Origin of the sequence: Bacillus cereus group sp. MG20 (assembly GCF_040459885.1) — a bacterium.
Taxonomy (GTDB): Bacteria; Bacillota; Bacilli; order Bacillales; family Bacillaceae_G; genus Bacillus_A; species Bacillus_A cereus.
The window spans coordinates 1,180,931-1,204,886 of the sequence record NZ_JARVHF010000001.1 but is presented as its reverse complement, the minus strand read 5'-3'; the positions used below and the strand labels follow the sequence as shown (position 1 = coordinate 1,204,886).

Sequence of the window (23,956 nt, the reverse complement as noted above, 5' to 3'; positions counted from 1 at the left end):
ATGAGTAAAATTCGAGTACATGAATATGCAAAAAAAAATAATATCTCAAGTAAAGATCTTATGACAAAACTTAAAGAGATGAATATCGAGGTTTCGAATCATATGACAATGTTAGAAGATGAAGTAGTAAATAAATTAGATAATGAATATAACACTGGAGCGGAAAAACCTTCTGTTGCAGATGAGTTTGAAGTAGAAGAGAAAGTTGTTCGCAGTAAAAAGAACAGCAATAAGAAAAAGAAAAAAGGCAAAGGAAATGAAGACAAACGTCAAGATAACTTTGCTGGAAGACAACAAACGCAAATAGTAGAAACACCAGATAAAATTACTTTCTCTGGAAGCCTTACAGTAGGTGAACTTGCTAAAAAGTTAAGTAAAGAGCCATCTGAAATTATTAAAAAGCTCTTCATGCTTGGAATTATGGCAACAATTAACCAAGACTTGGATAAAGATACAATTGAGTTAATTGCTACTGATTACGGTATTGAAGTAGAAGAAGAAGTAGTTGTAAGTGAAACTGAGTTTGAAACATTCATTGATGAGCAAGATGATGAAGAAAACTTAAAAGAGCGTCCAGCTGTTGTTACGATTATGGGACACGTTGACCATGGTAAAACAACATTACTTGACTCAATTCGTAATTCAAAAGTAACTGCTGGCGAAGCGGGTGGAATTACTCAGCATATTGGTGCATACCAAGTTGAAGTAAATGATAAGAAAATTACATTCTTAGATACGCCTGGTCACGCGGCATTTACAACGATGCGTGCTCGTGGTGCGCAAGTAACTGATATTACAATCCTTGTTGTTGCAGCTGATGACGGTGTTATGCCTCAAACAGTTGAAGCGATTAGCCATGCAAAAGCAGCTGGAGTACCAATTATTGTTGCTGTGAATAAAATGGATAAACCAGCGGCGAATCCTGATCGTGTAATGCAAGAATTAACAGAATATGAATTAGTTCCAGAAGCTTGGGGCGGAGATACAATTTTCGTACCAATTTCTGCAATCCAAGGCGAGGGAATTGACAACTTGCTAGAGATGATTCTTCTTGTAAGTGAAGTAGAAGAATATAAAGCAAACCCAAATCGTTATGCAACGGGTACTGTAATTGAAGCACAGCTTGATAAAGGTAAAGGAACTATCGCGACATTATTAGTTCAAAACGGTACACTTCGAGTTGGAGATCCAATCGTTGTTGGAACTTCATTCGGACGTGTTCGTGCAATGGTAAGTGATATTGGTCGTCGTGTAAAAGTTGCTGGTCCATCAACTCCTGTTGAAATTACAGGTTTAAATGAAGTACCACAGGCTGGAGATCGTTTCATGGCATTCGCTGATGAGAAGAAAGCTCGTCAAATCGGTGAATCACGTGCACAAGAAGCGTTAGTTGCACAACGTGGTGAGAAATCTAAATTAAGCCTTGAAGATTTATTCCAACAAATCCAAGAGAGCGATGTAAAAGAAATCAACTTAATCGTAAAAGCAGACGTACAAGGTTCTGTTGAAGCGATGGCAGCGTCACTTCGTAAAATTGATGTTGAAGGCGTAAAAGTTAAAATCATTCACACTGGTGTAGGTGCGATTACAGAATCTGATATCATTTTAGCTTCTGCATCTAATGCAATTGTAATTGGATTTAACGTACGTCCGGATGTGAACGCGAAGCGTACAGCTGAATTAGAGAACGTTGATGTTCGCTTACACCGCATTATCTACAAAGTAATCGAAGAAATTGAATTAGCAATGCAAGGTATGCTGGATCCAGAATTCGAAGAAAAAGTAATCGGTCAAGCGGAAGTTCGTCAAACATTCAAGGTAACAAAAGTTGGAACAATCGCAGGTTGTTACGTAATTGACGGTAAAATTACACGCGATAGTGGCGTTCGTATTATCCGCGATGGTATCGTAATTTTCGAAGGACAACTTGATACGTTAAAACGTTTCAAAGACGACGTAAAAGAAGTTGCACAAAACTATGAGTGTGGTATTACAATTGAGAGATATAATGACCTTAAAGAAGGGGACATCATTGAAGCATACGTTATGGAAGAAGTGAAGCGATGATTGTCGCTTCACTCTCATTCGAGTGTATGATTTACGATGTGCATTCTTTAAAAGAGAAACGGGCAATTTTGCAACGAGTGCTAACTCGTGTGAAACAGCGCTATAATGTAGCTGTTTCTGAAGTTGGGCATCAAGATGTATGGCAACGTACAGAAATTGCGGTTGTTTCCGTATCCTCAAATCGTGTTATCTGTGAAAAAGAAATGAATCGTGTACTGGAGTACATCGATTCATTTCCTGAAATTGAACGTACGATAACACAATTGGAATGGTATTGAATGAGGTGAAGAGTTATGAAATTACGTGCAAACCGTGTAGGCGAGCAAATGAAAAAAGAATTAGGCGACATCATTAGTCGTAAAATTAAAGACCCACGTATCGGATTTGTTACAGTAACAGATGTACAAGTGAGTGGTGATTTGCAAATTGCCAAAGTATATATTTCTGTTTTAGGTGACGAAGAACAGAAAGAAAATACGTTAAAAGGTTTAGCGAAGGCAAAAGGCTTTATTCGTTCAGAAATTGGCCAACGTATTCGTCTTCGTAAAACACCGGAAATTACCTTTGAGTTTGATGAGTCTATCGGATATGGTCATCGAATTGATACACTTTTACATGAAATTAATAAAGACGGTAAACGTGAAGAATAATGGATAGACATTTGTCTATCCATTTTTTCAATGCAAAATAAGTTTTGGATATTTACTAAGAAAGAATTATGATGAGGTGAACATATATGGAAGGTGTAGTATTATTACATAAGCCAAAAGGCATGACATCACATGATTGTGTATTTAAATTAAGAAAGATATTGCGAGAAAAGAGAATTGGTCATACGGGAACATTAGACCCAGATGTAACGGGAGTATTACCACTTTGTGTGGGGAGAGCAACGAAGATTGCACAATTTTTAACAAGTGAAACGAAAACATATGAAGGTGAAGTAACATTAGGGTTTTCAACAACAACAGAAGATGCATCTGGTGAAGTTGTGGAGAAACAAGATGTAAACCGTGTTATTACACGTAAAGAAGTAGAAGAGGTACTAGCGGAATTAACAGGCACGATTGAACAAATGCCACCAATGTTCTCAGCTGTAAAAGTAAACGGGAAAAAATTATATGAATATGCAAGAGCAGGACAAGAGGTGGAACGTCCAGTTCGTACAATTACGATTCATGAATTCGTATTACTTGATGACCGTGAAGTTTTTGAAGGAGAAAATATTTCATTCCGTTTCCGTGTAACGTGTAGTAAAGGAACATATGTAAGAACGTTAGCGGTAATGATCGGGGAGAAACTTGGTTTCCCATCACATATGTCTCACCTTGTAAGAACGGCATCTGGTGAATTTTTATTAGAAGATTGCATATCATTTGAAGAAATTGAAGAAAACGTGCAAAATGGAACAGTAGAGTCTATCTTCATTTCAATTGATGAAGCATTAAGTAAGTTTCCAAAAATGGTTGTAGATGAAAAGCAAGCAGAGAAAATCAAGAATGGTATGTTCTTAAAGAATGAATTAGAAATAACAGCACCATTTATTACAGTGTTTGATAAAAATGATCGTTGCTTAGCAATTTATGAACATCATCCGAAACATCCTGGCATGTTAAAGCCGATGAAAGTACTTGTGAATAATCAAGAACTAAAGCTATAATGAATTATTGGAAGGATTATTACAGAAAAAGGTGAATTCAAGCGTGAAACTTATTCATTTAACTCATCCACATGAACAAAATAAATTAGAATTACCACCTACTGTAATGGCATTAGGATTTTTTGATGGCATTCATTTAGGACATCAATGTGTAATTCGAACTGCGAAAAAAATAGCGGACGACCGAGGATATAAAAGTGCAGTTATGACATTTCATCCTCATCCATCTGTTGTTTTAGGGAAAAAGGATGCGCATGTGGAGTATATTACACCAATGCGTGATAAAGAAAAAATAGTCGAAAGCTTAGGAATCGATATATTATATGTAATTAAATTTGATGAATCATTTGCAGGGTTATTACCACAACAATTTGTAGATGATTATATTATTGGTTTAAATGTAAAGCATGTAGTAGCAGGGTTTGATTATTCATATGGACGTTTAGGAAAAGGAAAGATGGAGACTTTACCATTTCATGCAAGAGGGGAGTTTACACAGACTGTGATTGAAAAAGTTGAATTTCAAGAAGAGAAAGTAAGTTCTACAGCATTACGAAAGTTAATTCGAAATGGCGAAATGGAACAAATTCCATCTATTTTAGGTAGAGCCTATACTGTAGCGGGAACAGTTATACACGGCGACAAACGTGGGCGTCAAATTGGTTTTCCAACAGCTAATGTAGGTTTAAGTGATGAGTATTTATTGCCACCTGTAGGTGTTTATGCAGTGAGATTAAAAGTTCACGATGAATGGTACGATGGTGTATGTAATATTGGATATAAACCGACTTTTAAAGAAGATGAGCGTCAATTATCAATTGAAGTGCACTTATTTGAATTTAACAAAGATATATACGATCAAAATGTTACAGTAGAGTGGCATATGCGTATAAGAGAAGAGAAGAAATTCAATGGCATTGATGAGTTAGTTGAACAAATCGCAAAAGATAAGAAAACAGCACAAGAATATTTTGCGAGCGAAAAGAATATACTTGCTTTTTCAAATGAAAAGTAGTATTCTATGTTATGTACTTTATGACAACCATTGCTTGGCATTGCGACTCACCGACGCTTGCTAGGTAATTGGGGGTTTAATTAATAGGAGGTGAAATAGGATGGCTTTAACACAAGAGCGTAAAAATGAAATCATTGCACAATTTAGAACTCATGAGACTGATACTGGTTCTCCAGAGGTTCAAATTGCTGTCCTAACGGAGCAAATTAACACTCTAAACGAGCACTTACGTACTCACAAGAAAGATCATCATTCACGTCGTGGTCTATTAAAGATGGTTGGTAAACGTCGTAATTTACTAACTTACCTTCGTAATAGCGATATCACACGTTACCGTGAATTAATCACAAAGCTTGGCTTACGTCGATAGTCAAAGAAGCGGGAATATTCCCGCTTTTTTGTTAGGTAAAAATATATCTTCTACGCTTTATAGCTTACTTAATTTTAGGCAATACTAGAGGTAGAATATTGTGATATACTATCCATTTACATAGAAGAATTGAATACTTTAAATTGAGAGGGGTACTTAAATGAGTCAAGAAAAGCAAGTCTTCTCGATAGATTTAGCTGGTCGCCAGCTAACAGTTGAAACTGGTCAGCTTGCCAAACAAGCGAACGGAGCAGTATTAGTAAGATATGGCGATACAGCGGTTCTATCTACAGCAACTGCATCAAAAGAAGCTAAAAATGTAGATTTTTTCCCACTTACAGTAAACTATGAAGAGCGTTTATATGCAGTCGGAAAAATTCCTGGCGGTTTTATTAAGCGTGAAGGTCGTCCAAGTGAAAAAGCAATTTTGGCAAGTCGTTTAATCGACCGTCCAATTCGTCCGCTATTCGCAGATGGTTTCCGTAACGAAGTACAAGTTGTCAGCATTGTAATGAGTGTTGATCAGGATTGTTCTTCTGAAATGGCAGCTATGCTTGGTTCTTCATTAGCGTTATCGATTTCAGATATTCCATTTGAAGGTCCAATCGCTGGTGCGACAGTTGGTCGTATTAATGGCGAATTCGTTATTAATCCAACAGTAGAACAGCAAGAACAAAGTGATATCCACTTAGTTGTAGCTGGTACGAAAGATGCGATTAACATGGTTGAAGCAGGAGCAGATCAAGTGCCTGAAGAAACAATGTTAGAAGCAATTATGTTTGGTCATGACGAAATTAAACGTTTAATTGCATTCCAAGAAGAGATTGTACAAGCTGTAGGTAAAGAGAAATCAGAAGTGAAACTTTATGAAGTTGACGCTGATCTTAATCAAGCTGTACGTGAAATGGCTGAGAAGGATATGCATTCTGCAATTCAAGTACATGAGAAACATGCACGTGAAGATGCAATTAACGAAGTGAAAAAGCGTGTAATTGAGCATTACGAAGCTGAGGAAGCTGACGCTGATACATTAGGACAAGTAAATGAGATTTTATATAAAATTGTAAAAGAAGAAGTACGTCGTCTTATTACAGTTGAAAAAATTCGCCCAGATGGCCGTAAAGGTGACGAAATCCGTCCTTTAGCATCAGAGGTTGGTATTTTATCTCGTACACACGGTTCTGGTTTATTCACACGTGGACAAACACAAGCATTAAGTATTTGTACATTAGGTGCATTAGGCGATGTGCAAATTTTAGATGGTCTTGGTGTAGAAGAATCAAAACGCTTTATGCACCATTACAATTTCCCATCATTTAGTGTTGGTGAAACAAGACCGATGCGTGGACCAGGTCGTCGTGAAATTGGTCACGGTGCACTAGGAGAGCGCGCACTTGAGCCTGTAATTCCATCTGAAAAAGATTTCCCATACACAGTACGCCTTGTATCTGAAGTATTAGAATCAAATGGTTCTACTTCACAAGCAAGTATTTGTGGTAGTACTTTAGCAATGATGGATGCAGGTGTTCCACTTAAAGCTCCAGTTGCAGGTATTGCAATGGGTCTGGTTAAATCTGGTGAGCATTACACAATTTTATCTGATATTCAAGGTATGGAAGATCATTTAGGTGATATGGACTTTAAAGTAGCAGGTACAGCACAAGGTGTAACTGCGCTGCAAATGGACATTAAAATCGATGGTTTATCACGTGAGATTTTAGAAGAGGCATTACAACAAGCGAAAATTGGTCGTGTGCACATTCTAAATCATATGTTATCTGTTATTGCAGAGCCACGTACTGAATTATCAGCTTACGCTCCAAAGATTATTACAATGACAATTAACCCAGATAAAATCCGTGACGTTATTGGACCAAGCGGTAAACAAATCAATAAAATTATTGAAGAAACTGGCGTTAAAATTGACATCGAGCAAGATGGTACAGTATTCATTTCATCAATAAATCAAGAAATGAACGACAAAGCTAAGAAGATTATCGAAGATATCGTTCGCGAAGTACAAGTAGGTGAGATCTACGAAGGAAAAGTGAAACGTGTTGAGAAATTTGGTGCTTTCGTTGAATTATTCAGCGGTAAAGATGGATTAGTTCATATTTCTGAACTTGCACTTGAGCGTGTAGGTAAAGTAGAAGACGTTGTGAAAATCGGTGATGTAATTACAGTTAAAGTTATCGAGATTGACAAGCAAGGTCGCGTAAATCTATCTAGAAAAGTATTGCTAAAAGAAGAGCAAGAAAAAGAAGCTGCTAAAGAAGAAAACAAACAAGAGCAGCAATAAGTAAAAGCCAGTTAAACTGGCTTTTTTTGTTATGTAAAAAACATGATGTTCATATATTTTTATGTCGGTATAGGTATAGTTTTCATTATAACGCTCAAATTAACAAAGATAAGAAGAAAATGTTTTTATATAGTTAATTTGGGAGGGTTTATATGAAAGTTCGTATATTGGCATACATATGTATATTTTCTTTATATGTCAGTTTAGGCTCTTATTCTGTTTTTGCACAAGATAACTTGCATGAAGAAATTCAAAAGCATGCAAAACAGTATGAGATTGCACCTCAAAATGCGATGATTGATAAAATATGGAAGGCAACACCTGGATATAATGGAAGACAAGTGGATATTGAAGCATCGTATAATAATATGAAGAAGCTAAAGGAATTTGATCAAAAATATCTTGAATTCAAAGAAGTCTCACCGAGTGTTCATTTGGAAGATTTATCACCAGCTCCAATTTATAGAGGGCATCCAAATAAAAAGATGGTAGGATTAACAATAAATGTGGCATGGGGAAATGAGTATTTGCCTCGCATATTAGAAATCTTGAAAAAGCATGATGTGAAGGCCACTTTCTTTTTAGAAGGACGTTGGGTGAAAGAAAATTTGCGGTTTGCAAAAATGATTGTCGATGCAAAACAAGAAGTTGGAAATCACTCATACACACACCCTAATATGAAAACGTTATCGTCAGATGAAATACGAGATCAGTTACAAAAAACAAATCGAATGATAGAAGTAGCAACGAATCAAAAAGTAAGATGGTTTGCCCCGCCGAGTGGAAGCTTTCGAGATGAAGTCGTAAAGATTGCAGATGATTTTCAAATGGGAACGATTATGTGGACTGTAGATACAATTGATTGGAAGCGACCTGAGCCGGATGTACTATTGCAGAGAGTAATGAGAAAAATACATCCAGGTGCTATCATATTAATGCATCCTACTTCGTCTACAGCAGAGGCTTTAGAAACAATGATTATAAAATTGAAGGAACAAGGATATAAAGTGGGGAATATAACTGAATTACTGGATGAAAAACGTGTGGATTAAATACATTTGCATGACATTCATCCTTAAACTTGTTATCATTAAATAATAGCGTTTTATTTAGAGAAACTGGCAGTAGGAGGAAAGTTTTTGATTAAAAAATATACTTGTAAAAATGGTGTAAGAATAGTTATGGAGAATATACCAACTGTAAGATCGGTTGCAATTGGTATTTGGATCCATGCGGGATCAAGAAATGAAAATGAAAAAAATAATGGGATTTCTCACTTTTTAGAGCATATGTTCTTTAAAGGGACAGAAACACGTAGTGCACGAGAGATTGCAGAATCATTTGATAGCATTGGTGGTCAAGTGAATGCATTTACTTCAAAAGAATATACTTGTTACTATGCAAAAGTATTAGATGAGCATGCTAAATATGCTCTAGATGTTTTAGCAGATATGTTCTTTAATTCAACATTTGATGAGGAAGAACTGAAAAAAGAGAAGAATGTCGTATGTGAAGAAATTAAAATGTACGAAGATGCGCCAGATGATATTGTGCATGATATGTTAACGAAAGCAACATATGAAACGCATCCACTTGGATATCCTATTTTAGGAACAGAAGAAACGCTTAATACGTTTACAGGTGATACGTTACGTCAATATATAAAAGATCATTACACACCTGAAAATGTAGTTGTATCAGTTGCAGGAAATATTGATGAAGCATTTTTACAAACAGTGGAGCAATATTTCGGTAGTTATGAAGGAACAACAAACCGTGAACAAGTACATAGCCCAATTTTCCATTTCAATAAGGTAGCCCGTAAAAAGGAAACGGAACAAGCTCATTTATGTCTAGGATATAAAGGCTTACAAATGGGACACGAAGATATTTATAACTTAATTGTATTAAATAATGTTTTAGGCGGTAGCATGAGTAGCCGTTTATTCCAAGAAGTACGTGAGCAACGTGGATTAGCTTACTCGGTATTTTCTTACCACTCTTCTTATGAAGATACAGGTATGTTAACACTTTACGGTGGAACAGGTAGCCAACAATTAGATACACTGTATGAAACAATGCAAGAAACATTAGAGACATTGAAAAATACAGGTATTACAGAAAAAGAGCTTATGAATAGTAAAGAGCAATTAAAAGGAAACTTAATGTTAAGTTTAGAAAGTACAAATAGCCGTATGAGTCGTAACGGTAAAAATGAATTGCTTCTTCGTAAACATCGTTCACTTGATGAGATTATTGAAAGTGTAAACACTGTAACAAAAGAAAATGTGGACGGATTAATTCGCAACATGTTTACTGATGAATTCTCTGCGGCACTTATTAGTCCAGACGGAAAACTTCCAAAAGGAATAAAACTATAATCGATTTTTATGATGTATCTGATAATAACCTTCTCTCTTTTTAAATGAGAGAAGGTTATTTTTTTTATACATATAGAATAGGTACTAATTATAGACAATGCAAATGAAAAATTCAGTAGGGGAGTGGAGTATGTATGCGATTAAGTGAATTAAGTGGTAAAGAGGTTGTAGATATAGAAAAAGCGGAAAAAATGGGAGTCTTAGGTTATATGGATTTAGAGATTAATGAGAAAGACGGACAAATACAAACACTTATAATACCTGTAGGGAAGTGGGGAGGTTTTAAAAAGGAACCACAAGAAGTAAGGGTGGCATGGAATCAAATAAAGAAAGTCGGACATGATATGCTTCTTTGTGATAGTATAGATCGTTCAAATTCGGAGTGAAGGATGGCCATTTTGGTCATCTTTTTTTGTATCTACATAGAAACCTGATAAATCATATGTGCATTTGGATTTTCAATCACCATAAACTCGTACATTACATATGATGTGGAGGAAAAAGAAAAAGTAGGCACTTTTCTTATAAATGACAGAAAAAGAAGGTGAATTAGGGAATGTTGACTGAGATGCATATTGCTGTCATAGGAGGAGATGCAAGGCAGCTAGAAGTAATTCGTAAGCTAGTTGAATTGGATGCGAAACTTTCTTTGATAGGGTTTGATCAGTTAGATCATGGTTTCACAGGGGCAGCAAAAGAAAGTATACAAAATTTAGATTTCACTTCTGTAGACGCAATCATTTTGCCGGTTGCAGGTACAAATGCTAAAGGAGAAGTAGATACTATTTTTTCAAATGAAAAAGTTTCAATAACGAAAGAACAAATTGAAAATACACCAGAACACTTTACTATATATTCGGGTATTGGTACACCTTACTTGGAAAATCTCGTATCTACTACGAACCGAAAACTTGTTAAATTATTTGATCGTGATGATGTGGCAATATACAATTCTATTCCAACTGTAGAAGGTACATTAATGATGGTAATTCAACATACCGACTATACAATTCATGGGTCCAATGTAATGGTTCTAGGATTTGGTAGAACAGGAATGAGTGTTGCGAGAGCATTTCAATCATTAGGAGCCCATGTCAAAGTTGGAGCAAGACGATCTGAACATATTGCACGTATTACAGAAATGATGTTTTCTCCTTTTCATATGCAAGACATAGAGAAAGAAGTAGGGAATATCGATATTGTAATCAATACAATTCCGCACCTCGTTGTAACAGCGAATGTTATTGCAAAAATGCCAGCTCATACGTTAGTAATTGATTTAGCTTCTAAACCAGGTGGTACTGACTTTAGATATGCGGAAAAAAGAGGAGTCAAAGCGTTGCTAGCACCTGGATTACCAGGTATTGTTGCTCCCAAAACGGCTGGGCAAATTTTAGCAAATGTTCTTTCTCAGTTATTAGCAGCAGATGCAATTGCAAAGGAGGAAAAGAAATGAGTTTGAAGGGGAAACGAATTGGTTTCGGATTTACGGGTTCACATTGTACGTATGAGGAAGTTATGCCGCACTTAGAAAAATTAATTGCTGAAGGGGCAGAAGTACGTCCCGTTGTTTCATACACTGTTCAATCAACAAATACTAGATTTGGAGAAGGAGCAGAGTGGATTAAGAAGATTGAAGAAATAACAGGTTTTAAAGCAATTAATTCAATTGTTGGAGCAGAGCCACTTGGACCTAAAATTCCATTAGACTGCATGGTAATCGCTCCTTTAACAGGAAATTCTATGAGTAAATTTGCAAATGCAATGACAGATTCTCCAGTACTAATGGCAGCAAAAGCGACGCTAAGAAATGGCAAGCCTGTCGTATTGGCAGTTTCGACGAATGATGCTTTAGGATTAAATGGGGTAAATCTCATGCGCCTAATGGCCACAAAAAATATCTATTTCGTCCCATTCGGTCAAGATGCGCCAGAGAAAAAACCGAACTCAATGGTAGCTCGTATGGAGTTACTGGAAGATACAGTATTAGAAGCGCTGCAAGGAAAGCAATTGCAACCGGTGGTCGTAGAAAAATTCAGATATATGAATTAAAAAACGAAAAAAAACGGACAATTTTTGATGAAACCATCATTCTTACTGTAGAATATGATAAAATTAACGTTATTAAGATTAGAAGGGGTATTGTATACTCCTTCTGATTCTAAGTTATAGAAGGATTGGTATCTAGAAAGGGGCATAGTGATGGAAAAGCAAAAAACTTTTCATGTCGCTGTAGTTGGAGCAACCGGCGCAGTTGGTGAACAAATGTTAAATACTTTAGAGAAACGAGAATTTCCAATCGGGAAATTAACGTTACTTTCATCTAAACGATCTGCAGGTAAGAAACTTGTATTTAAAGGCGAAGAATTTACAGTTCAAGAGGCAACTCCTGAAAGCTTTGAAGGAGTAGATATCGCACTATTTAGTGCTGGTGGATCTGTATCGAAACAATTAGCGCCAGAAGCAGCAAAACGCGGTGCGATTGTTGTTGATAATACAAGTGCATTCCGTATGACAGAAAACGTGCCACTTGTTGTACCTGAAGTAAATGAAAACGACTTAAAAGAACATAATGGTATTATTGCAAATCCAAACTGTTCTACAATTCAAATGGTAGTAGCTCTTGAGCCAGTTCGTCAGCAATATGGTTTAAAACGAGTAATCGTTTCCACATATCAAGCTGTATCAGGTGCTGGTGCGGCAGCTATTGAAGAACTTCATGAACAATCACAAGCAATCTTAAATGGCGAAGAAGTTAAGGCAAATGTTCTTCCTGTATCAGGTGATAAGAAGCATTTCCCAATTGCTTTTAATGCGATTCCACAGATTGATAAGTTCCAAGATAATGGATTTACATTTGAAGAAATGAAAATGATTAACGAAACAAAAAAAATTATGCATATGCCTGAATTAGAAGTAGCGGCAACATGTGTACGTTTACCAGTTGTATCAGGACACTCTGAGTCTGTTTACATCGAAGTAGAAAAAGAAGGCGTAACAGTAGCAGAATTAAAGAGCTTACTTGCAAATGCGGAAGGTATTGTTCTGCAAGATAATCCAGAAGAGCAGTTATATCCAATGCCAGCTACTGCAGTAGGTAAAAACGAAGTATTCGTTGGAAGAATCCGTAAAGATTTAAATAACGATAAAGGATTCCATCTTTGGGTCGTATCTGATAACTTATTAAAAGGCGCTGCATGGAATTCTGTTCAAATTGCAGAGCGCTTAGTAAAATTACAATTAGTGTAAACGGCTAAGAGAAGGTGCAAAATATGAAAATAATTGTTCAAAAATTTGGTGGCACATCAGTACGTGATGACAATGGACGTAAGCATGCGCTTCATCATATAAAGAAATCATTAGCTGCTGGTTATAAAGTAGTTACTGTCGTATCTGCTATGGGTCGTAAAGGTGAACCATATGCAACGGATACGTTATTAAGTCTTGTAAATCAAGAGGAATCTACTATTTCTAAACGTGAGCAAGATTTATTATTATCGTGCGGAGAGTTAATCTCTGCAATTGTTTTCTCTAATATGTTGAATGAGAACGGTGTAAAAGCAGCAGCATTAAATGGTGCACAAGCTGGTTTTGTAACGAATGATGACTTTACGAATGCAAAGATTATTGAAATGAATTGCGATCGTATACATGAAGAGTTAGAAAATGTAGATGTAATCGTCGTTACAGGATTCCAAGGGCAAACGAAAAAAGGTGATACGACAACACTTGGACGCGGAGGTAGTGATACTTCAGCTTCAGCATTAGGTGTTGCACTTCATGCTGAATACATCGATATCTTCACTGATGTAGAAGGTGTTATGACTGCGGATCCTCGTATTGTAAAAGATGCACGTCATCTTCAAACTGTAACGTATAACGAAATTTGTAACATGGCTTATCAAGGTGCGAAAGTCGTTCATCCACGTGCAGTTGAAATTGCGATGCATGCAAAAGTGCCACTTCGTGTACGTTCTACGTATTCTGATAGTGAAGGTACGCTTATTTCAGCATATGACGGTGCTACAAGAGGTCGTGATGTAGAAGAACGTCCTGTTACAGGTATCGCCCACGTATCAAACGTAACGCAAATTAAAGTGCTTGCAAAAGAAACGGCATATGATTTGCAACAACATGTGTTTAAAGAGATGGCGAACGAAGGAATAAGTGTCGATTTAATTAATATTTCACCTACTGGTGTAGCATATACGGTGAGTGATAATGTATCAAGTCATGCAGTTAAATTATTAAAGAACCTTGGATATGAGCCAATTGTGACAGAGCATTGTGCGAAAGTATCTATCGTTGGAGCTGGAATGGCAGGATACCCAGGGGTTACTGCGAAAATCGTTACAGCTTTAGCGGAAAAAGGTATTCAAATCCTGCAATCGGCAGATAGTCATACAACAATTTGGGTTCTTGTAAAAGAAACTGATTTAGTGGAGGCTGTAAATGCATTACATAGTGCGTTTGAGCTTTCAAAAGAAAAGCAACTGGAACAATAAGGAGTGAGACCATGATAGATTTTGGGACAATTGCAACCGCGATGGTAACACCGTTTGATATAAACGGGAATATCGATTTTGCAAAGACAACGAAATTGGTAAATTATTTAATTGATAACGGTACAACAGCAATCGTGGTAGGAGGAACGACAGGAGAATCTCCTACATTAACTTCAGAAGAGAAGGTAGCGTTATATCGCCATGTCGTATCTGTTGTCGATAAAAGAGTGCCCGTAATCGCTGGAACAGGTAGCAATAATACGCATGCTTCTATTGACTTAACTAAAAAGGCAACAGAAGTTGGTGTGGATGCAGTAATGCTAGTAGCACCGTATTATAATAAGCCGAGTCAAGAAGGAATGTATCAGCATTTTAAAGCAATTGCTGAAAGTACGCCGCTTCCGGTTATGCTATATAACGTTCCAGGACGATCTATTGTACAAATCTCCGTTGATACAGTTGTTCGTTTATCAGAAATAGAAAACATTGTTGCTATTAAAGATGCCGGCGGCGATGTGTTGACAATGACAGAAATCATTGAAAAAACAGCGGACGACTTTGCGGTATACAGCGGTGATGACGGTTTAACGTTACCGGCTATGGCAGTTGGGGCTAAAGGTATCGTTTCGGTAGCATCTCATGTTATCGGAAATGAAATGCAAGAAATGATTACAGCATTTCAAGCAGGAGAGTTTAAAAAGGCACAAAAATTACATCAATTACTTGTAAGAGTAACTGATTCGTTATTTATGGCGCCAAGTCCAACTCCAGTAAAAACAGCGTTACAAATGGTTGGATTAGATGTAGGTTCTGTACGTTTACCACTTCTTCCATTAACAGAAGAAGAAAGAGTAACGTTACAATCTGTAATGCAATCTATTCCTCGTTAATAAAAATGACCTAGTGTGAAACTAGGTCATTTTTTTATTGATATGAAAATGTTTGAATCTGTTTTAAAGTGAATATTTTGTAAAATGATTTTAGGATCGCCTTTCTCGTCTGTATATGACCCTATAATATAGAAAACATTTTATGTTGAAAACGAGTATATTACGCTACGCGTTCTCTACTTGTTAAAGTATGATATTGTTCTTTCATTAATTTGGTTCCAACATCTTGTTCTCGATAATGGCTGTCAAATCCTGCTAAAAATTTAACCTTATTAAATTTCTATTAGATTTTGTAATTCATAGCCTTTTGTCATGTAATGCAATGTTTATAAGAAAAGGATCTTACATCTTTAATTTTGTTGAAAAGTAGTTGCTAGTACAGAAAATACTTTCGATTATGTTTTTATAGGAATTGCCTCAAATATGACGTAATCTATAAAAAAGCTTCATTTTATAAGTGTTTTTGTGCAATTCAAGAAAAAAATCTAGGAAATCCATCAAATGAAAGTAATTTACAGTGTTTAAGGTTTTTTTTCAAATAACATGGAGTATAAAAGCAGCGGAAATAAGCCATATACTTTTAGTGCTGTTCCTTTCTTTTACTTTTTCTTTCGCACGATTTAACTTGTGTTCTATTTCTTGTATCAGGTATAATATGGCTAAGTAGCTTAGTACGGGTATGCTTAGCAAAATTGGGAAAAATTATAATTTAATTAAATTTTCATATCATATCGAATAAGATATTTGATTTATATAATGAAAGAGAGGTGAAACCTGGTTTAAAAAATAAACAAGGACATGATATCGCATAACGGTAAGGACATTCGTCTTGGACGGTGAAAATATGGTGGTTGTAGAGTTTCCCCTGGTGTCTCTGCAATTTTAGTGAAATCAGTGTTTGCAAGATTTTTAAACCAGGCAACAACATGAAGAGAAAAGAGAATGAGTCTGTTAAAGTATTTGCTCTTGGTGGAGTAGGTGAAATCGGGAAAAACATGTACTGTGTTGAAATTGATTCTGAAATCTTTATCGTAGATGCGGGGTTAATGTTCCCGGGAGATGAAATGTTTGGAATTGATATCGTTATTCCTGATATTACATATTTAGTGGAAAATCAAGAGCGAGTAAAAGGTTTATTTATTACTCACGGTCATGAAGATCATATTGGTGGAATTGTGTATGTGCTTCGTAAATTATCTATTCCAGTCTATGCAACGAAATTAACAGTAGGACTTATACAAGAAAAACTTGGTGAAGCGGGCATGTTAGGCCGTGTAGACCTAAAAACAATCGATTCAAATTCAACAGTAGAGTTTAACACTACAACAGTGTCATTCTTCGGAACGACACATAGTATTCCGGATTCTGTTGGCGTTTGTTTCCATACATCAAAAGGTGCAATCGTATATACGGGAGACTTTAAATTCGATCAAACTCCAATTGGAAATAGTGGAGCAGATCTTGGGAAAATGGCGCAAATCGGAAATGAAGGTGTACTTTGCCTATTATCTGATAGTACAAATGCAGAGCGTCCAGGGTATACAGGTTCAGAAAAAGAAGTTGGTGTAGAAATTTCTAAAGTGTTCTACGGCGCAGAAGGTCGTATTATCGTTGCTTCATTTGCATCGAATGTACATCGTATTCAACAAGTATTTGATGCAGCTGCCGAAACAGGGCGAAAAGTAGCGGTAGTAGGACGTAGTATGGTGAAAGTAGTAGACATTGCAAGACGTCTTGGTTATTTAGATGTTCCAGAAGGTATGGTTATTTCATTACAAGAAGTAGACAACTTCCCAGAGAAAAAGGTAGCTATTTTAACGACAGGTAGTCAAGGTGAACCGATGGCTGCTCTATCTAGAATGGCAAAACAAGCACATAAACAAATTTCAATTCGTAAAGGTGATACTGTTATCATTGCTGCTTCGCCAATTCCGGGTAATGAAATATCTGTATCAAAAATTATTGATTTGTTATTTAGAGCTGGAGCTGAAGTTGTTTATTACGGCGAAAGAAAAGTTCACGTTTCAGGTCACGGTAGCCAAGAAGAATTAAAATTAATGTTAAATTTAATGAAACCGAAGTACTTTGTACCCGTACATGGTGAGTTTCGTATGCAAAAAGCACATGCGTATTTAGCTGAAGATGTAGGTATTACAAGAGAAAATATCTTTATCGTAGAAAAAGGCGATGTAATTGCTTTTGGTGACGATGAAGCGAACTTAGTCGGTAAAGTACAAGCTGGTAATGTTTTAATTGATGGATTAGGTGTAGGTGACGTTGGTAATATCGTTCTTCGAGATAGAAAGATGTTATCTCAAGATGGAATATTAGTAGTTGTTGTAACACTTGGTAAAGATGAAAAGAAAATTATCTCTGGTCCAGAAATCATTTCACGTGGTTTCGTATATGTTCGTGAATCAGAAGCGTTAATTGAACGATCTACAGAGATTGTACGTATGATTGTTGAGCAGTCAATTAAAGAATATTCGATTGAATGGTCAATGTTAAAACAAAATATTCGTGAATTATTAGGACAGTTCTTGTACGAAGAGACAAAGAGAAAACCTATGATTTTACCGATTATTATGGAAGTATAAAAAAGATCACCCTTATGGGTGATCTTTTTTTCTTTTTAACCCTATCGAATGAAATTTATAACTTAAGAAATAATAGTTATATACGAGTGAAAGGGGATGCGAAATGACAGAACGTGATCGATATACAAATGAAGAAAAAGAAGCTGAGCCAAAAGAAGCTGGAAAAGAGGCTTCAATAGTAGAAAAAATTCAACAGCTTGGACAGACAAATGTACCACAGATGAATGAATCACGTATTCATTGTTTAACGATTATCGGACAAGTGGAAGGTCATGTTCAATTACCGCCGCAAAATAAAACAACAAAATACGAGCATATCATTCCGCAAATTGTTGCGATTGAACAAAATCCAAAAATTGAAGGTTTGCTGTTAATATTAAATACGGTTGGAGGTGACGTTGAAGCTGGACTAGCAATTTCTGAAATGGTAGCTTCACTTTCAAAGCCAACAGTATCTTTAGTTTTAGGTGGGGGACATTCCATTGGTGTACCGATTGCTGTTTCTACTGACTATTCGTTTATTGCGGAAACTGCGACGATGACAATTCATCCAATTCGTTTAACAGGTCTTGTCATAGGTGTGCCACAAACATTTGAGTATTTGGATAAGATGCAAGAAAGAGTCATTCGTTTTGTGACGAAGCACTCGAAAGTAACAGAAGATCGTTTTAAAGAGCTTATGTTTGCGAAAGGAAATTTAACGCGAGATATTGGGACGAATGTAATTGGTGGGGATGCAGTAAAGTACGGTCTTATAGATGATGTTGGTGGTATTGGAAATGCAATTCGAAAATTAAACGAATTAATCGATGTTCGCGCGGAAGGTAGTGCAGAAGGGACAATGTTACAATGATTTTATATACAATTATGCCAGAGCAACTTGTGTATCCGGCCGATTATTCACAATGTGAAAGTCAAAAAGTTGTAAATATAAATGGTGTGGAATTAATGGTTTCTGAAGAGGAACATGGGTGTTATTCTATTGTACGTGTGCTAAGTACGGACCCACTTCACTATTTAGAGTTTGAGCCAGGTCAGAAAATAACCTTTTAGCAAAAAGAAGGATTTTGTTTAGAAGCTATGGTATAATATAAAAAACAAGACGGTTGAGCAGCCATGAGTAGGCTGCTTTCTTCTGTTTATTTAGCATTTTACAAGAAGTGTAAAAATAGAAGATATAAAGACCTGAAAAATAGAGAAAACAGACATATAAATAGAGCGTTTTTAGGAGAGCTTTACTTATATGTAGAACACGAGGTGAAGAAATGGCAAAACAAAAGCAAAGAGGGACGAAGGCAAAGGCAAGACGTACGATAAAGCCAACTTTGTATTATGAAATCGTCGGTTTAACTCTTTTTGCACTTTCAATCATTACGATTTTACAGCTAGGCGTTGTAGGGAAATCGTTTGTGTTATTTTTTCGCTTCTTCTTTGGTGAGTGGTACATAATTGGTGTGTTAGGTGTAATAGCTTTATCGGTTTCCTTTGTTATAAAACGCGGATGGCCGAACCTTTTAAATAAACGGTTAATTGGATTTTATTTAATTGTATTGGCAATATTAATGTTTAGTCATATTACATTATTTAACCTTCTTACAAAAGATGGAGCAGTGCAAAATACTTCTGTTATTGTGAGTACGAAAGATAACTTCTTTCTTGAAATGAAAAAAGGGCCAGATAGCGTTCATTTAGGTGGTGGTATGTTTGGTGCGCTTATGTTCGCGACATGTTACTTCCTATTCGACGAAGTAGGAGCCTATATCATTGGAATTATTTTAGTTATTCTCGGGGTACTCTGTATAACAAATAAACATATTGGAGAAGTGTTAGCTCCAGTTGGTAGAATTCTTAGAAGTCAATTTCAAGTGATACAAGGGGATTATAAAGATTGGAGATCCAAAAGAACGGCTGAACAAACAGAAAAGAAAAAAACAACAAGAAGTACAAGAAGCAAACGTGCTGCAGAACAAGAAGAAGTTATTGAGCCGATGGAAGAAATCCAAATTGATCCGCCAATTATTTCAAATTTCACTGAGAATTATCCTGTAAATGAAGAAGAGGATAAACGAATTGAAGTAGAGCAAGAAGATTTGATCACTTCACCGTTTATTGATGAGACTCCACCAATTGAAGAATCAAAGAAAAAGCGTGGAGAAAAAATCGTTGAATCGTTAGAGAGTGAAGCGCAAGCACCTCCTATGCAATTTTCAAATGTAGAAAATAAAGATTACAAGCTTCCTTCACTTGATATATTAAAATTTCCAAAGAATAAGCAAGTTACAAATGAAAACGCGGAAATTTATGAGAATGCTCGTAAATTAGAACGTACATTCCAAAGTTTCGGAGTGAAAGCGAAAGTAACCAAAGTGCATAGAGGTCCTGCAGTTACAAAATATGAAGTGTATCCTGATATGGGGGTAAAGGTAAGCAAAATTGTCAGTTTAAGTGATGATTTAGCCCTTGCTTTAGCTGCAAAGGACATTCGTATTGAGGCGCCAATTCCCGGGAAATCAGCTGTAGGGATCGAAGTTCCGAACTCAGAAGTTTCGATGGTAACGCTGAGGGAAGTTCTTGATTCTAAGGCTAATAATCATCCGGAAGAGAAGTTGTTAATTGGTCTTGGCCGAGATATTACAGGTGAAGCTGTATTAGCCCGTTTAAATAAAATGCCCCATTTACTCGTAGCTGGTGCGACAGGTAGCGGGAAAAGTGTATGTATTAATGGTATTATTGTTAGTATTTTAATGCGTGCAAAACCGCATGAAGTAAAATTAATGATGATTGACCCGAAAATGGTAGAGTTAAATGTATATAACGGTGTGCCTCATTTGTTAACGCCAGTTGTAACTGATCCGAAAAAAGCATCGCAAGCATTGAAAAAAGTTGTGAGTGAGATGGAACGTCGTTATGAATTATTTGCTCATAGTGGTACACGTAACATTGAAGGATACAATGATTATATAAAAGAACATAATAGTCAATCAGAAGCGAAACAACCCGAATTACCGTATATTGTAGTAATTGTGGACGAGTTAGCAGATTTAATGATGGTTGCTTCGTCTGATGTAGAGGATGCGATTATGCGTCTAGCGCAAATGGCTCGTGCTGCTGGTATTCATTTAATTATTGCAACGCAACGTCCGTCAGTTGACGTTATTACGGGTGTTATTAAAGCAAATATTCCATCGCGTATTGCATTCGCTGTATCTTCTCAAACAGATTCTCGTACAATTCTTGACGGTGGTGGTGCAGAAAAGCTACTAGGTCGTGGCGACATGCTGTTTATACCAATTGGTGCATCGAAACCTGTACGTGTACAAGGCGCATTTTTATCAGATGATGAAGTTGAGAGAGTTGTAGAATATGTTATTGGACAGCAAAAAGCACAATATCAAGAAGATATGATTCCGCAAGATGTTCCTGATACGAAGCAGGAAGTAGAAGATGAATTATATGATGAAGCGGTTCAACTTGTAGTGGAAATGCAAACAGCATCTGTTTCTATGCTACAACGTAGGTTTAGAGTAGGTTATACGCGAGCTGCTCGTCTAATTGATGCAATGGAAATGAATGGTGTAGTAGGTCCATATGAAGGTAGTAAACCGAGAGAAGTACTCATTAATGATGTACAAGAAAAAAGTTCTTAAAAAAAGCCTAATTGTTTTTACAATTAGGCTTTTTTATATAGTGTTTTTGTTATATACTATACTCAGCAATAAAGAAAGGGCTTACATTTATAGGGTCCCTATAGAATACGAATACTTTGAGTATGTTTTATGTAAATGTTCGATATTTAATGCAGAAAAATGTTGGATTTTGTTGACACGTATGAGAGCAAGTGGTAAGATTACTTCGAAAAGAATCACTGCCTCATATAATCTTGGAGATAAGGTCCATAAGTTTCTACCTGGCAACCATGAATTGCTAGACTATGAGGGGAAAAGTGTGTAACAAAGGATGTAAAGGATCTTTGTGCCGAACTTTTTCTCGAAATGAGGAATGTTTATGGTGCAAAGTTTTTTTTATACAGTAAAGAGTGAAAATTTCATTTTAAAAAATTATTATTATTTATTCGACAATTGTGCTTATTTTTAGTGGTTAGTCATTTGTACTATGTTGTAAGTTGAAAAAAGAGAAAAGAAGTCTTACATCAGAGGTCGAATAATTGAAATGCGGGGGAGTCTTATGTCAGTAAAATCCGATAGTCGTCACCTATATTTACGGGTGATTGATCACATCAAAGAAAAAATTAAAGATGGGGCTTATAAAGAACGACAAAAGTTACCATCAGAGTTTGATTTAGCGAAAGAACTTGGCGTAAGTAGAGCGACTTTAAGGGAAGCGTTACGTATTTTAGAAGAAGAAAATGTTGTCATTCGTAGACATGGTGTAGGGACATTTGTAAATGCAAAGCCATTATTTTCTTCTGGAATAGAACAACTTTCTAGTATTACAGATATGATTTCTAGTGTGGGGAAAACACCAGGAACGATTTTTTTATCATCATCTACTACAACTTTAACAGAAGAGGAAAAAGAGAAGTTTAATAGTGAAGATGGTTTTAATGCAGTGATGATTGAACGCGTGCGTACAGCAGATGGGGAACCTGTTGTATATTGTATCGATAAACTTGCAAAAGAAATATTGCCAGATTTATCGGGTTACAATGAGGAATCATTATTAACGGTGATACATAATAACACGCATAAGCGCATAACATATGCGGTTGCTCACATTGAGCCAATTGGCTATCACCCTAAAATCTCACCAATTTTAGAATGTGAGCCTGAAACAGCACTGCTTGTATTAAAACAAATGCACTATGATCAAAATGATGAGCCAATCTTATATTCTATCAATTACTTTAGAGCTGATAAGTTTAGCTTCCACGTATTAAGAAAGCGTATGTAGGTAAGTTCCTTTTTAGGGAGGTGACAGCAAGAAGTAAGGGACAGCAGCGAAAGAATAAATATATATCATTTTTGGAGGGGTTTCTAGTATGAAGAAAAAAGCAGGTCTTTTATTATCATTAACATTAGTAGCAAGTACAGTTTTAGGTGCATGTGGTAACTCGGATAAGGCAAGCAGTGACAAGAAAGACACGAAAGACTTCAAGGTTGGTATGGTAACGGATGTTGGGGGCGTTGATGACAAATCGTTCAACCAATCTTCTTGGGAAGGACTAAAAAAGTTTGGTAAAGATAACGGATTAAAGGAAAAGACAAATTATCGTTACCTACAGTCTGAAAAAGAAGCGGATTATATTCCAAACTTAAAGAAATTTTCAAAAGATAAGTATGATTTATCTTTCGGAATTGGTTATAAATTAGAAGGTGCAATTAAAGAAGTAGCAAAAGAATCTCCAAAACAACAATTTGCAATCGTTGATACTGTAGTAGATGCACCAAACGTAACGAGCATTACATTTAAAGATCATGAAGGATCATTCCTTGTAGGTGCGGTAGCAGCTATGTCAACAAAATCGAATAAAGTAGGATTTGTTGGTGGGATGAAGAGTGATTTAATTAGTAAATTCGAAAATGGATTTAAAGCGGGTGCAAAAGCAGTAAATCCAAACATTGAAATCGTATCTGAATATGCAGAAGCATTTGATAAACCTGAAAAAGGTACAGTTCTTGCATCAGCAATGTATGGTCAAGGCGTAGATGTAATTTATCATGCTGCTGGTGGTACAGGTAACGGTGTATTCACTGAAGCGAAAAACCGTAAGAAAAAAGGTGAAAATGTTTGGGTAATCGGTGTTGACCGTGACCAAAACCAAGAAGGTATGCCTGAAAACGTAACATTAACTTCAATGGTAAAACGTGTAGATATCGCTGTTGAAAAAGTAGCACAAGAAGCGAAAGACGGTAAGTTAAAAGGCGGTAAAGTAGAAGCATTTGGTTTAAAAGATGACGGTGTTGGTATTGCAAAAACAACTGACAACGTGAAAAAAGTTAACCCTGAAATTTTAACAAAAGTAGAAGAGCTTGAAAAGAAAATTACAGACGGTGAAATTAAAGTACCAGCTACAGATAAAGAGTATAAAGAATATGAAGCTTCTCTAAAAAAATAAATAGAGAAATAGCAAAGGTTAGTTCATAGAACTAACCTTTGTATGTATAAAACTTCCGAATTGCTTAATAAGTTAATAGTGTAATAGGGAATGTTC

Annotated in this window: 21 protein-coding genes and 1 riboswitch; all 21 genes read left to right on the top strand. The window is 36.2% G+C overall.

All coding sequences use genetic code 11. The annotated features are described in order from the left end of the window. The 21 genes from infB (at position 1) to QCI81_RS05905 (ending at position 23,860) form a co-directional block, all read left to right on the top strand. Positions 1-2,067 (top strand): translation initiation factor IF-2, encoded by a 2,067-nt coding sequence (infB, locus tag QCI81_RS06005; RefSeq protein ID WP_000036347.1) that lies wholly within the window; start codon positions 1-3, stop codon positions 2,065-2,067. Next, the gene (locus tag QCI81_RS06000; protein ID WP_000634350.1) at positions 2,064-2,345 is read left to right on the top strand and encodes a DUF503 domain-containing protein; all 282 of its coding nucleotides are present in this window, start codon (positions 2,064-2,066) and stop codon (positions 2,343-2,345) included. Before infB ends, QCI81_RS06000 begins: the two co-directional genes overlap by 4 nt. A gap of 15 nt (positions 2,346-2,360) precedes the next feature. Beyond that, positions 2,361-2,717, top strand: a complete 357-nt coding sequence (gene rbfA / locus QCI81_RS05995) for a 30S ribosome-binding factor RbfA (protein WP_000776437.1) — start codon at positions 2,361-2,363, stop codon at positions 2,715-2,717. 86 nt (positions 2,718-2,803) lie between these two features. Continuing rightward, the gene (truB, locus tag QCI81_RS05990) at positions 2,804-3,727 is read left to right on the top strand and encodes a tRNA pseudouridine(55) synthase TruB (protein ID WP_000399362.1); all 924 of its coding nucleotides are present in this window, start codon (positions 2,804-2,806) and stop codon (positions 3,725-3,727) included. 43 nt (positions 3,728-3,770) lie between these two features. Next, positions 3,771-4,742: a bifunctional riboflavin kinase/FAD synthetase gene (gene ribF, locus QCI81_RS05985; protein WP_000766703.1), complete on the top strand. Its 972-nt coding sequence runs from the start codon at positions 3,771-3,773 to the stop codon at positions 4,740-4,742. Between the two features lie 100 nt (positions 4,743-4,842). Then, positions 4,843-5,112, top strand: coding sequence for a 30S ribosomal protein S15 (rpsO, locus tag QCI81_RS05980; RefSeq protein ID WP_001229392.1), 270 nt, complete (start codon positions 4,843-4,845; stop codon positions 5,110-5,112). Positions 5,113-5,272: 160 nt separating this feature from the next. Continuing rightward, positions 5,273-7,411: a polyribonucleotide nucleotidyltransferase gene (gene pnp / locus QCI81_RS05975; RefSeq protein ID WP_000076745.1), complete on the top strand. Its 2,139-nt coding sequence runs from the start codon at positions 5,273-5,275 to the stop codon at positions 7,409-7,411. A 152-nt stretch (positions 7,412-7,563) separates the two neighbouring features. After that, entirely contained in the window at positions 7,564-8,463 is a 900-nt protein-coding gene (locus QCI81_RS05970) for a polysaccharide deacetylase family protein (RefSeq protein WP_053563762.1), read from the top strand. A gap of 87 nt (positions 8,464-8,550) precedes the next feature. Further along, on the top strand, positions 8,551-9,792 hold the full coding sequence (locus QCI81_RS05965) for a M16 family metallopeptidase (protein WP_000593001.1): 1,242 nt from the start codon (positions 8,551-8,553) through the stop codon (positions 9,790-9,792). A 134-nt stretch (positions 9,793-9,926) separates the two neighbouring features. Beyond that, positions 9,927-10,178, top strand: a complete 252-nt coding sequence (locus QCI81_RS05960) for a YlmC/YmxH family sporulation protein (protein WP_001239757.1) — start codon at positions 9,927-9,929, stop codon at positions 10,176-10,178. A gap of 170 nt (positions 10,179-10,348) precedes the next feature. Then, a complete protein-coding gene (gene dpaA / locus QCI81_RS05955; RefSeq protein ID WP_063548471.1) occupies positions 10,349-11,248 on the top strand; it encodes a dipicolinic acid synthetase subunit A in 900 nt (299 codons plus the stop codon). Continuing rightward, positions 11,245-11,844 (top strand): dipicolinate synthase subunit B, encoded by a 600-nt coding sequence (gene dpaB / locus QCI81_RS05950; RefSeq protein ID WP_000053596.1) that lies wholly within the window; start codon positions 11,245-11,247, stop codon positions 11,842-11,844. Before dpaA ends, dpaB begins: the two co-directional genes overlap by 4 nt. Positions 11,845-11,994: 150 nt before the next feature. Further along, entirely contained in the window at positions 11,995-13,041 is a 1,047-nt protein-coding gene (gene asd, locus QCI81_RS05945) for an aspartate-semialdehyde dehydrogenase (protein ID WP_000414846.1), read from the top strand. A gap of 23 nt (positions 13,042-13,064) precedes the next feature. Beyond that, positions 13,065-14,297, top strand: coding sequence for an aspartate kinase (gene dapG / locus QCI81_RS05940; protein ID WP_071729816.1), 1,233 nt, complete (start codon positions 13,065-13,067; stop codon positions 14,295-14,297). Between the two features lie 11 nt (positions 14,298-14,308). Continuing rightward, positions 14,309-15,187 carry a 4-hydroxy-tetrahydrodipicolinate synthase gene (gene dapA / locus QCI81_RS05935; RefSeq protein WP_000564763.1) on the top strand — a complete coding sequence of 293 codons (879 nt, stop codon included), beginning with the start codon at positions 14,309-14,311 and terminating at the stop codon, positions 15,185-15,187. Positions 15,188-16,113: 926 nt separating this feature from the next. Further along, entirely contained in the window at positions 16,114-17,784 is a 1,671-nt protein-coding gene (locus tag QCI81_RS05930) for a ribonuclease J (RefSeq protein ID WP_000823089.1), read from the top strand. Between the two features lie 103 nt (positions 17,785-17,887). Continuing rightward, the gene (gene tepA / locus QCI81_RS05925) at positions 17,888-18,637 is read left to right on the top strand and encodes a translocation-enhancing protein TepA (RefSeq protein WP_000139807.1); all 750 of its coding nucleotides are present in this window, start codon (positions 17,888-17,890) and stop codon (positions 18,635-18,637) included. Then, the gene (locus QCI81_RS05920; protein WP_000605020.1) at positions 18,634-18,837 is read left to right on the top strand and encodes a YlzJ-like family protein; all 204 of its coding nucleotides are present in this window, start codon (positions 18,634-18,636) and stop codon (positions 18,835-18,837) included. Before tepA ends, QCI81_RS05920 begins: the two co-directional genes overlap by 4 nt. Before the next feature lie 212 nt (positions 18,838-19,049). Next, positions 19,050-21,431 carry a DNA translocase FtsK gene (locus tag QCI81_RS05915; RefSeq protein ID WP_071729818.1) on the top strand — a complete coding sequence of 794 codons (2,382 nt, stop codon included), beginning with the start codon at positions 19,050-19,052 and terminating at the stop codon, positions 21,429-21,431. A 203-nt stretch (positions 21,432-21,634) separates the two neighbouring features. Further along, positions 21,635-21,736, top strand: a riboswitch (purine riboswitch). A 233-nt stretch (positions 21,737-21,969) separates the two neighbouring features. Continuing rightward, entirely contained in the window at positions 21,970-22,695 is a 726-nt protein-coding gene (locus QCI81_RS05910; protein WP_000114182.1) for a GntR family transcriptional regulator, read from the top strand. Between the two features lie 88 nt (positions 22,696-22,783). After that, on the top strand, positions 22,784-23,860 hold the full coding sequence (locus QCI81_RS05905; RefSeq protein ID WP_000725773.1) for a BMP family lipoprotein: 1,077 nt from the start codon (positions 22,784-22,786) through the stop codon (positions 23,858-23,860). Positions 23,861-23,956: the final 96 nt, after the last annotated feature.

Excerpts from the sequence above, each read along its gene's own strand:
- rpsO (WP_001229392.1), top strand. The coding sequence starts at position 4,843 with ATGGCTTTAACACAAGAGCGTAAAAATGAAATCATTGCACAATTTAGA.
- QCI81_RS06000 (WP_000634350.1), top strand. The coding sequence starts at position 2,064 with ATGATTGTCGCTTCACTCTCATTCGAGTGTATGATTTACGATGTGCAT.
- rbfA (WP_000776437.1), top strand. The coding sequence starts at position 2,361 with ATGAAATTACGTGCAAACCGTGTAGGCGAGCAAATGAAAAAAGAATTA.
- QCI81_RS05960 (WP_001239757.1), top strand. The coding sequence starts at position 9,927 with ATGCGATTAAGTGAATTAAGTGGTAAAGAGGTTGTAGATATAGAAAAA.
- QCI81_RS05905 (WP_000725773.1), top strand. The coding sequence starts at position 22,784 with ATGAAGAAAAAAGCAGGTCTTTTATTATCATTAACATTAGTAGCAAGT.
- QCI81_RS05930 (WP_000823089.1), top strand. The coding sequence starts at position 16,114 with ATGAAGAGAAAAGAGAATGAGTCTGTTAAAGTATTTGCTCTTGGTGGA.
- QCI81_RS05910 (WP_000114182.1), top strand. The coding sequence starts at position 21,970 with ATGTCAGTAAAATCCGATAGTCGTCACCTATATTTACGGGTGATTGAT.
- infB (WP_000036347.1), top strand. The coding sequence starts at position 1 with ATGAGTAAAATTCGAGTACATGAATATGCAAAAAAAAATAATATCTCA.
- pnp (WP_000076745.1), top strand. The coding sequence starts at position 5,273 with ATGAGTCAAGAAAAGCAAGTCTTCTCGATAGATTTAGCTGGTCGCCAG.
- dpaB (WP_000053596.1), top strand. The coding sequence starts at position 11,245 with ATGAGTTTGAAGGGGAAACGAATTGGTTTCGGATTTACGGGTTCACAT.
- QCI81_RS05915 (WP_071729818.1), top strand. The coding sequence starts at position 19,050 with ATGGCAAAACAAAAGCAAAGAGGGACGAAGGCAAAGGCAAGACGTACG.
- asd (WP_000414846.1), top strand. The coding sequence starts at position 11,995 with ATGGAAAAGCAAAAAACTTTTCATGTCGCTGTAGTTGGAGCAACCGGC.
- dapA (WP_000564763.1), top strand. The coding sequence starts at position 14,309 with ATGATAGATTTTGGGACAATTGCAACCGCGATGGTAACACCGTTTGAT.
- tepA (WP_000139807.1), top strand. The coding sequence starts at position 17,888 with ATGACAGAACGTGATCGATATACAAATGAAGAAAAAGAAGCTGAGCCA.
- dapG (WP_071729816.1), top strand. The coding sequence starts at position 13,065 with ATGAAAATAATTGTTCAAAAATTTGGTGGCACATCAGTACGTGATGAC.
- QCI81_RS05920 (WP_000605020.1), top strand. The coding sequence starts at position 18,634 with ATGATTTTATATACAATTATGCCAGAGCAACTTGTGTATCCGGCCGAT.
- QCI81_RS05970 (WP_053563762.1), top strand. The coding sequence starts at position 7,564 with ATGAAAGTTCGTATATTGGCATACATATGTATATTTTCTTTATATGTC.
- dpaA (WP_063548471.1), top strand. The coding sequence starts at position 10,349 with ATGTTGACTGAGATGCATATTGCTGTCATAGGAGGAGATGCAAGGCAG.
- truB (WP_000399362.1), top strand. The coding sequence starts at position 2,804 with ATGGAAGGTGTAGTATTATTACATAAGCCAAAAGGCATGACATCACAT.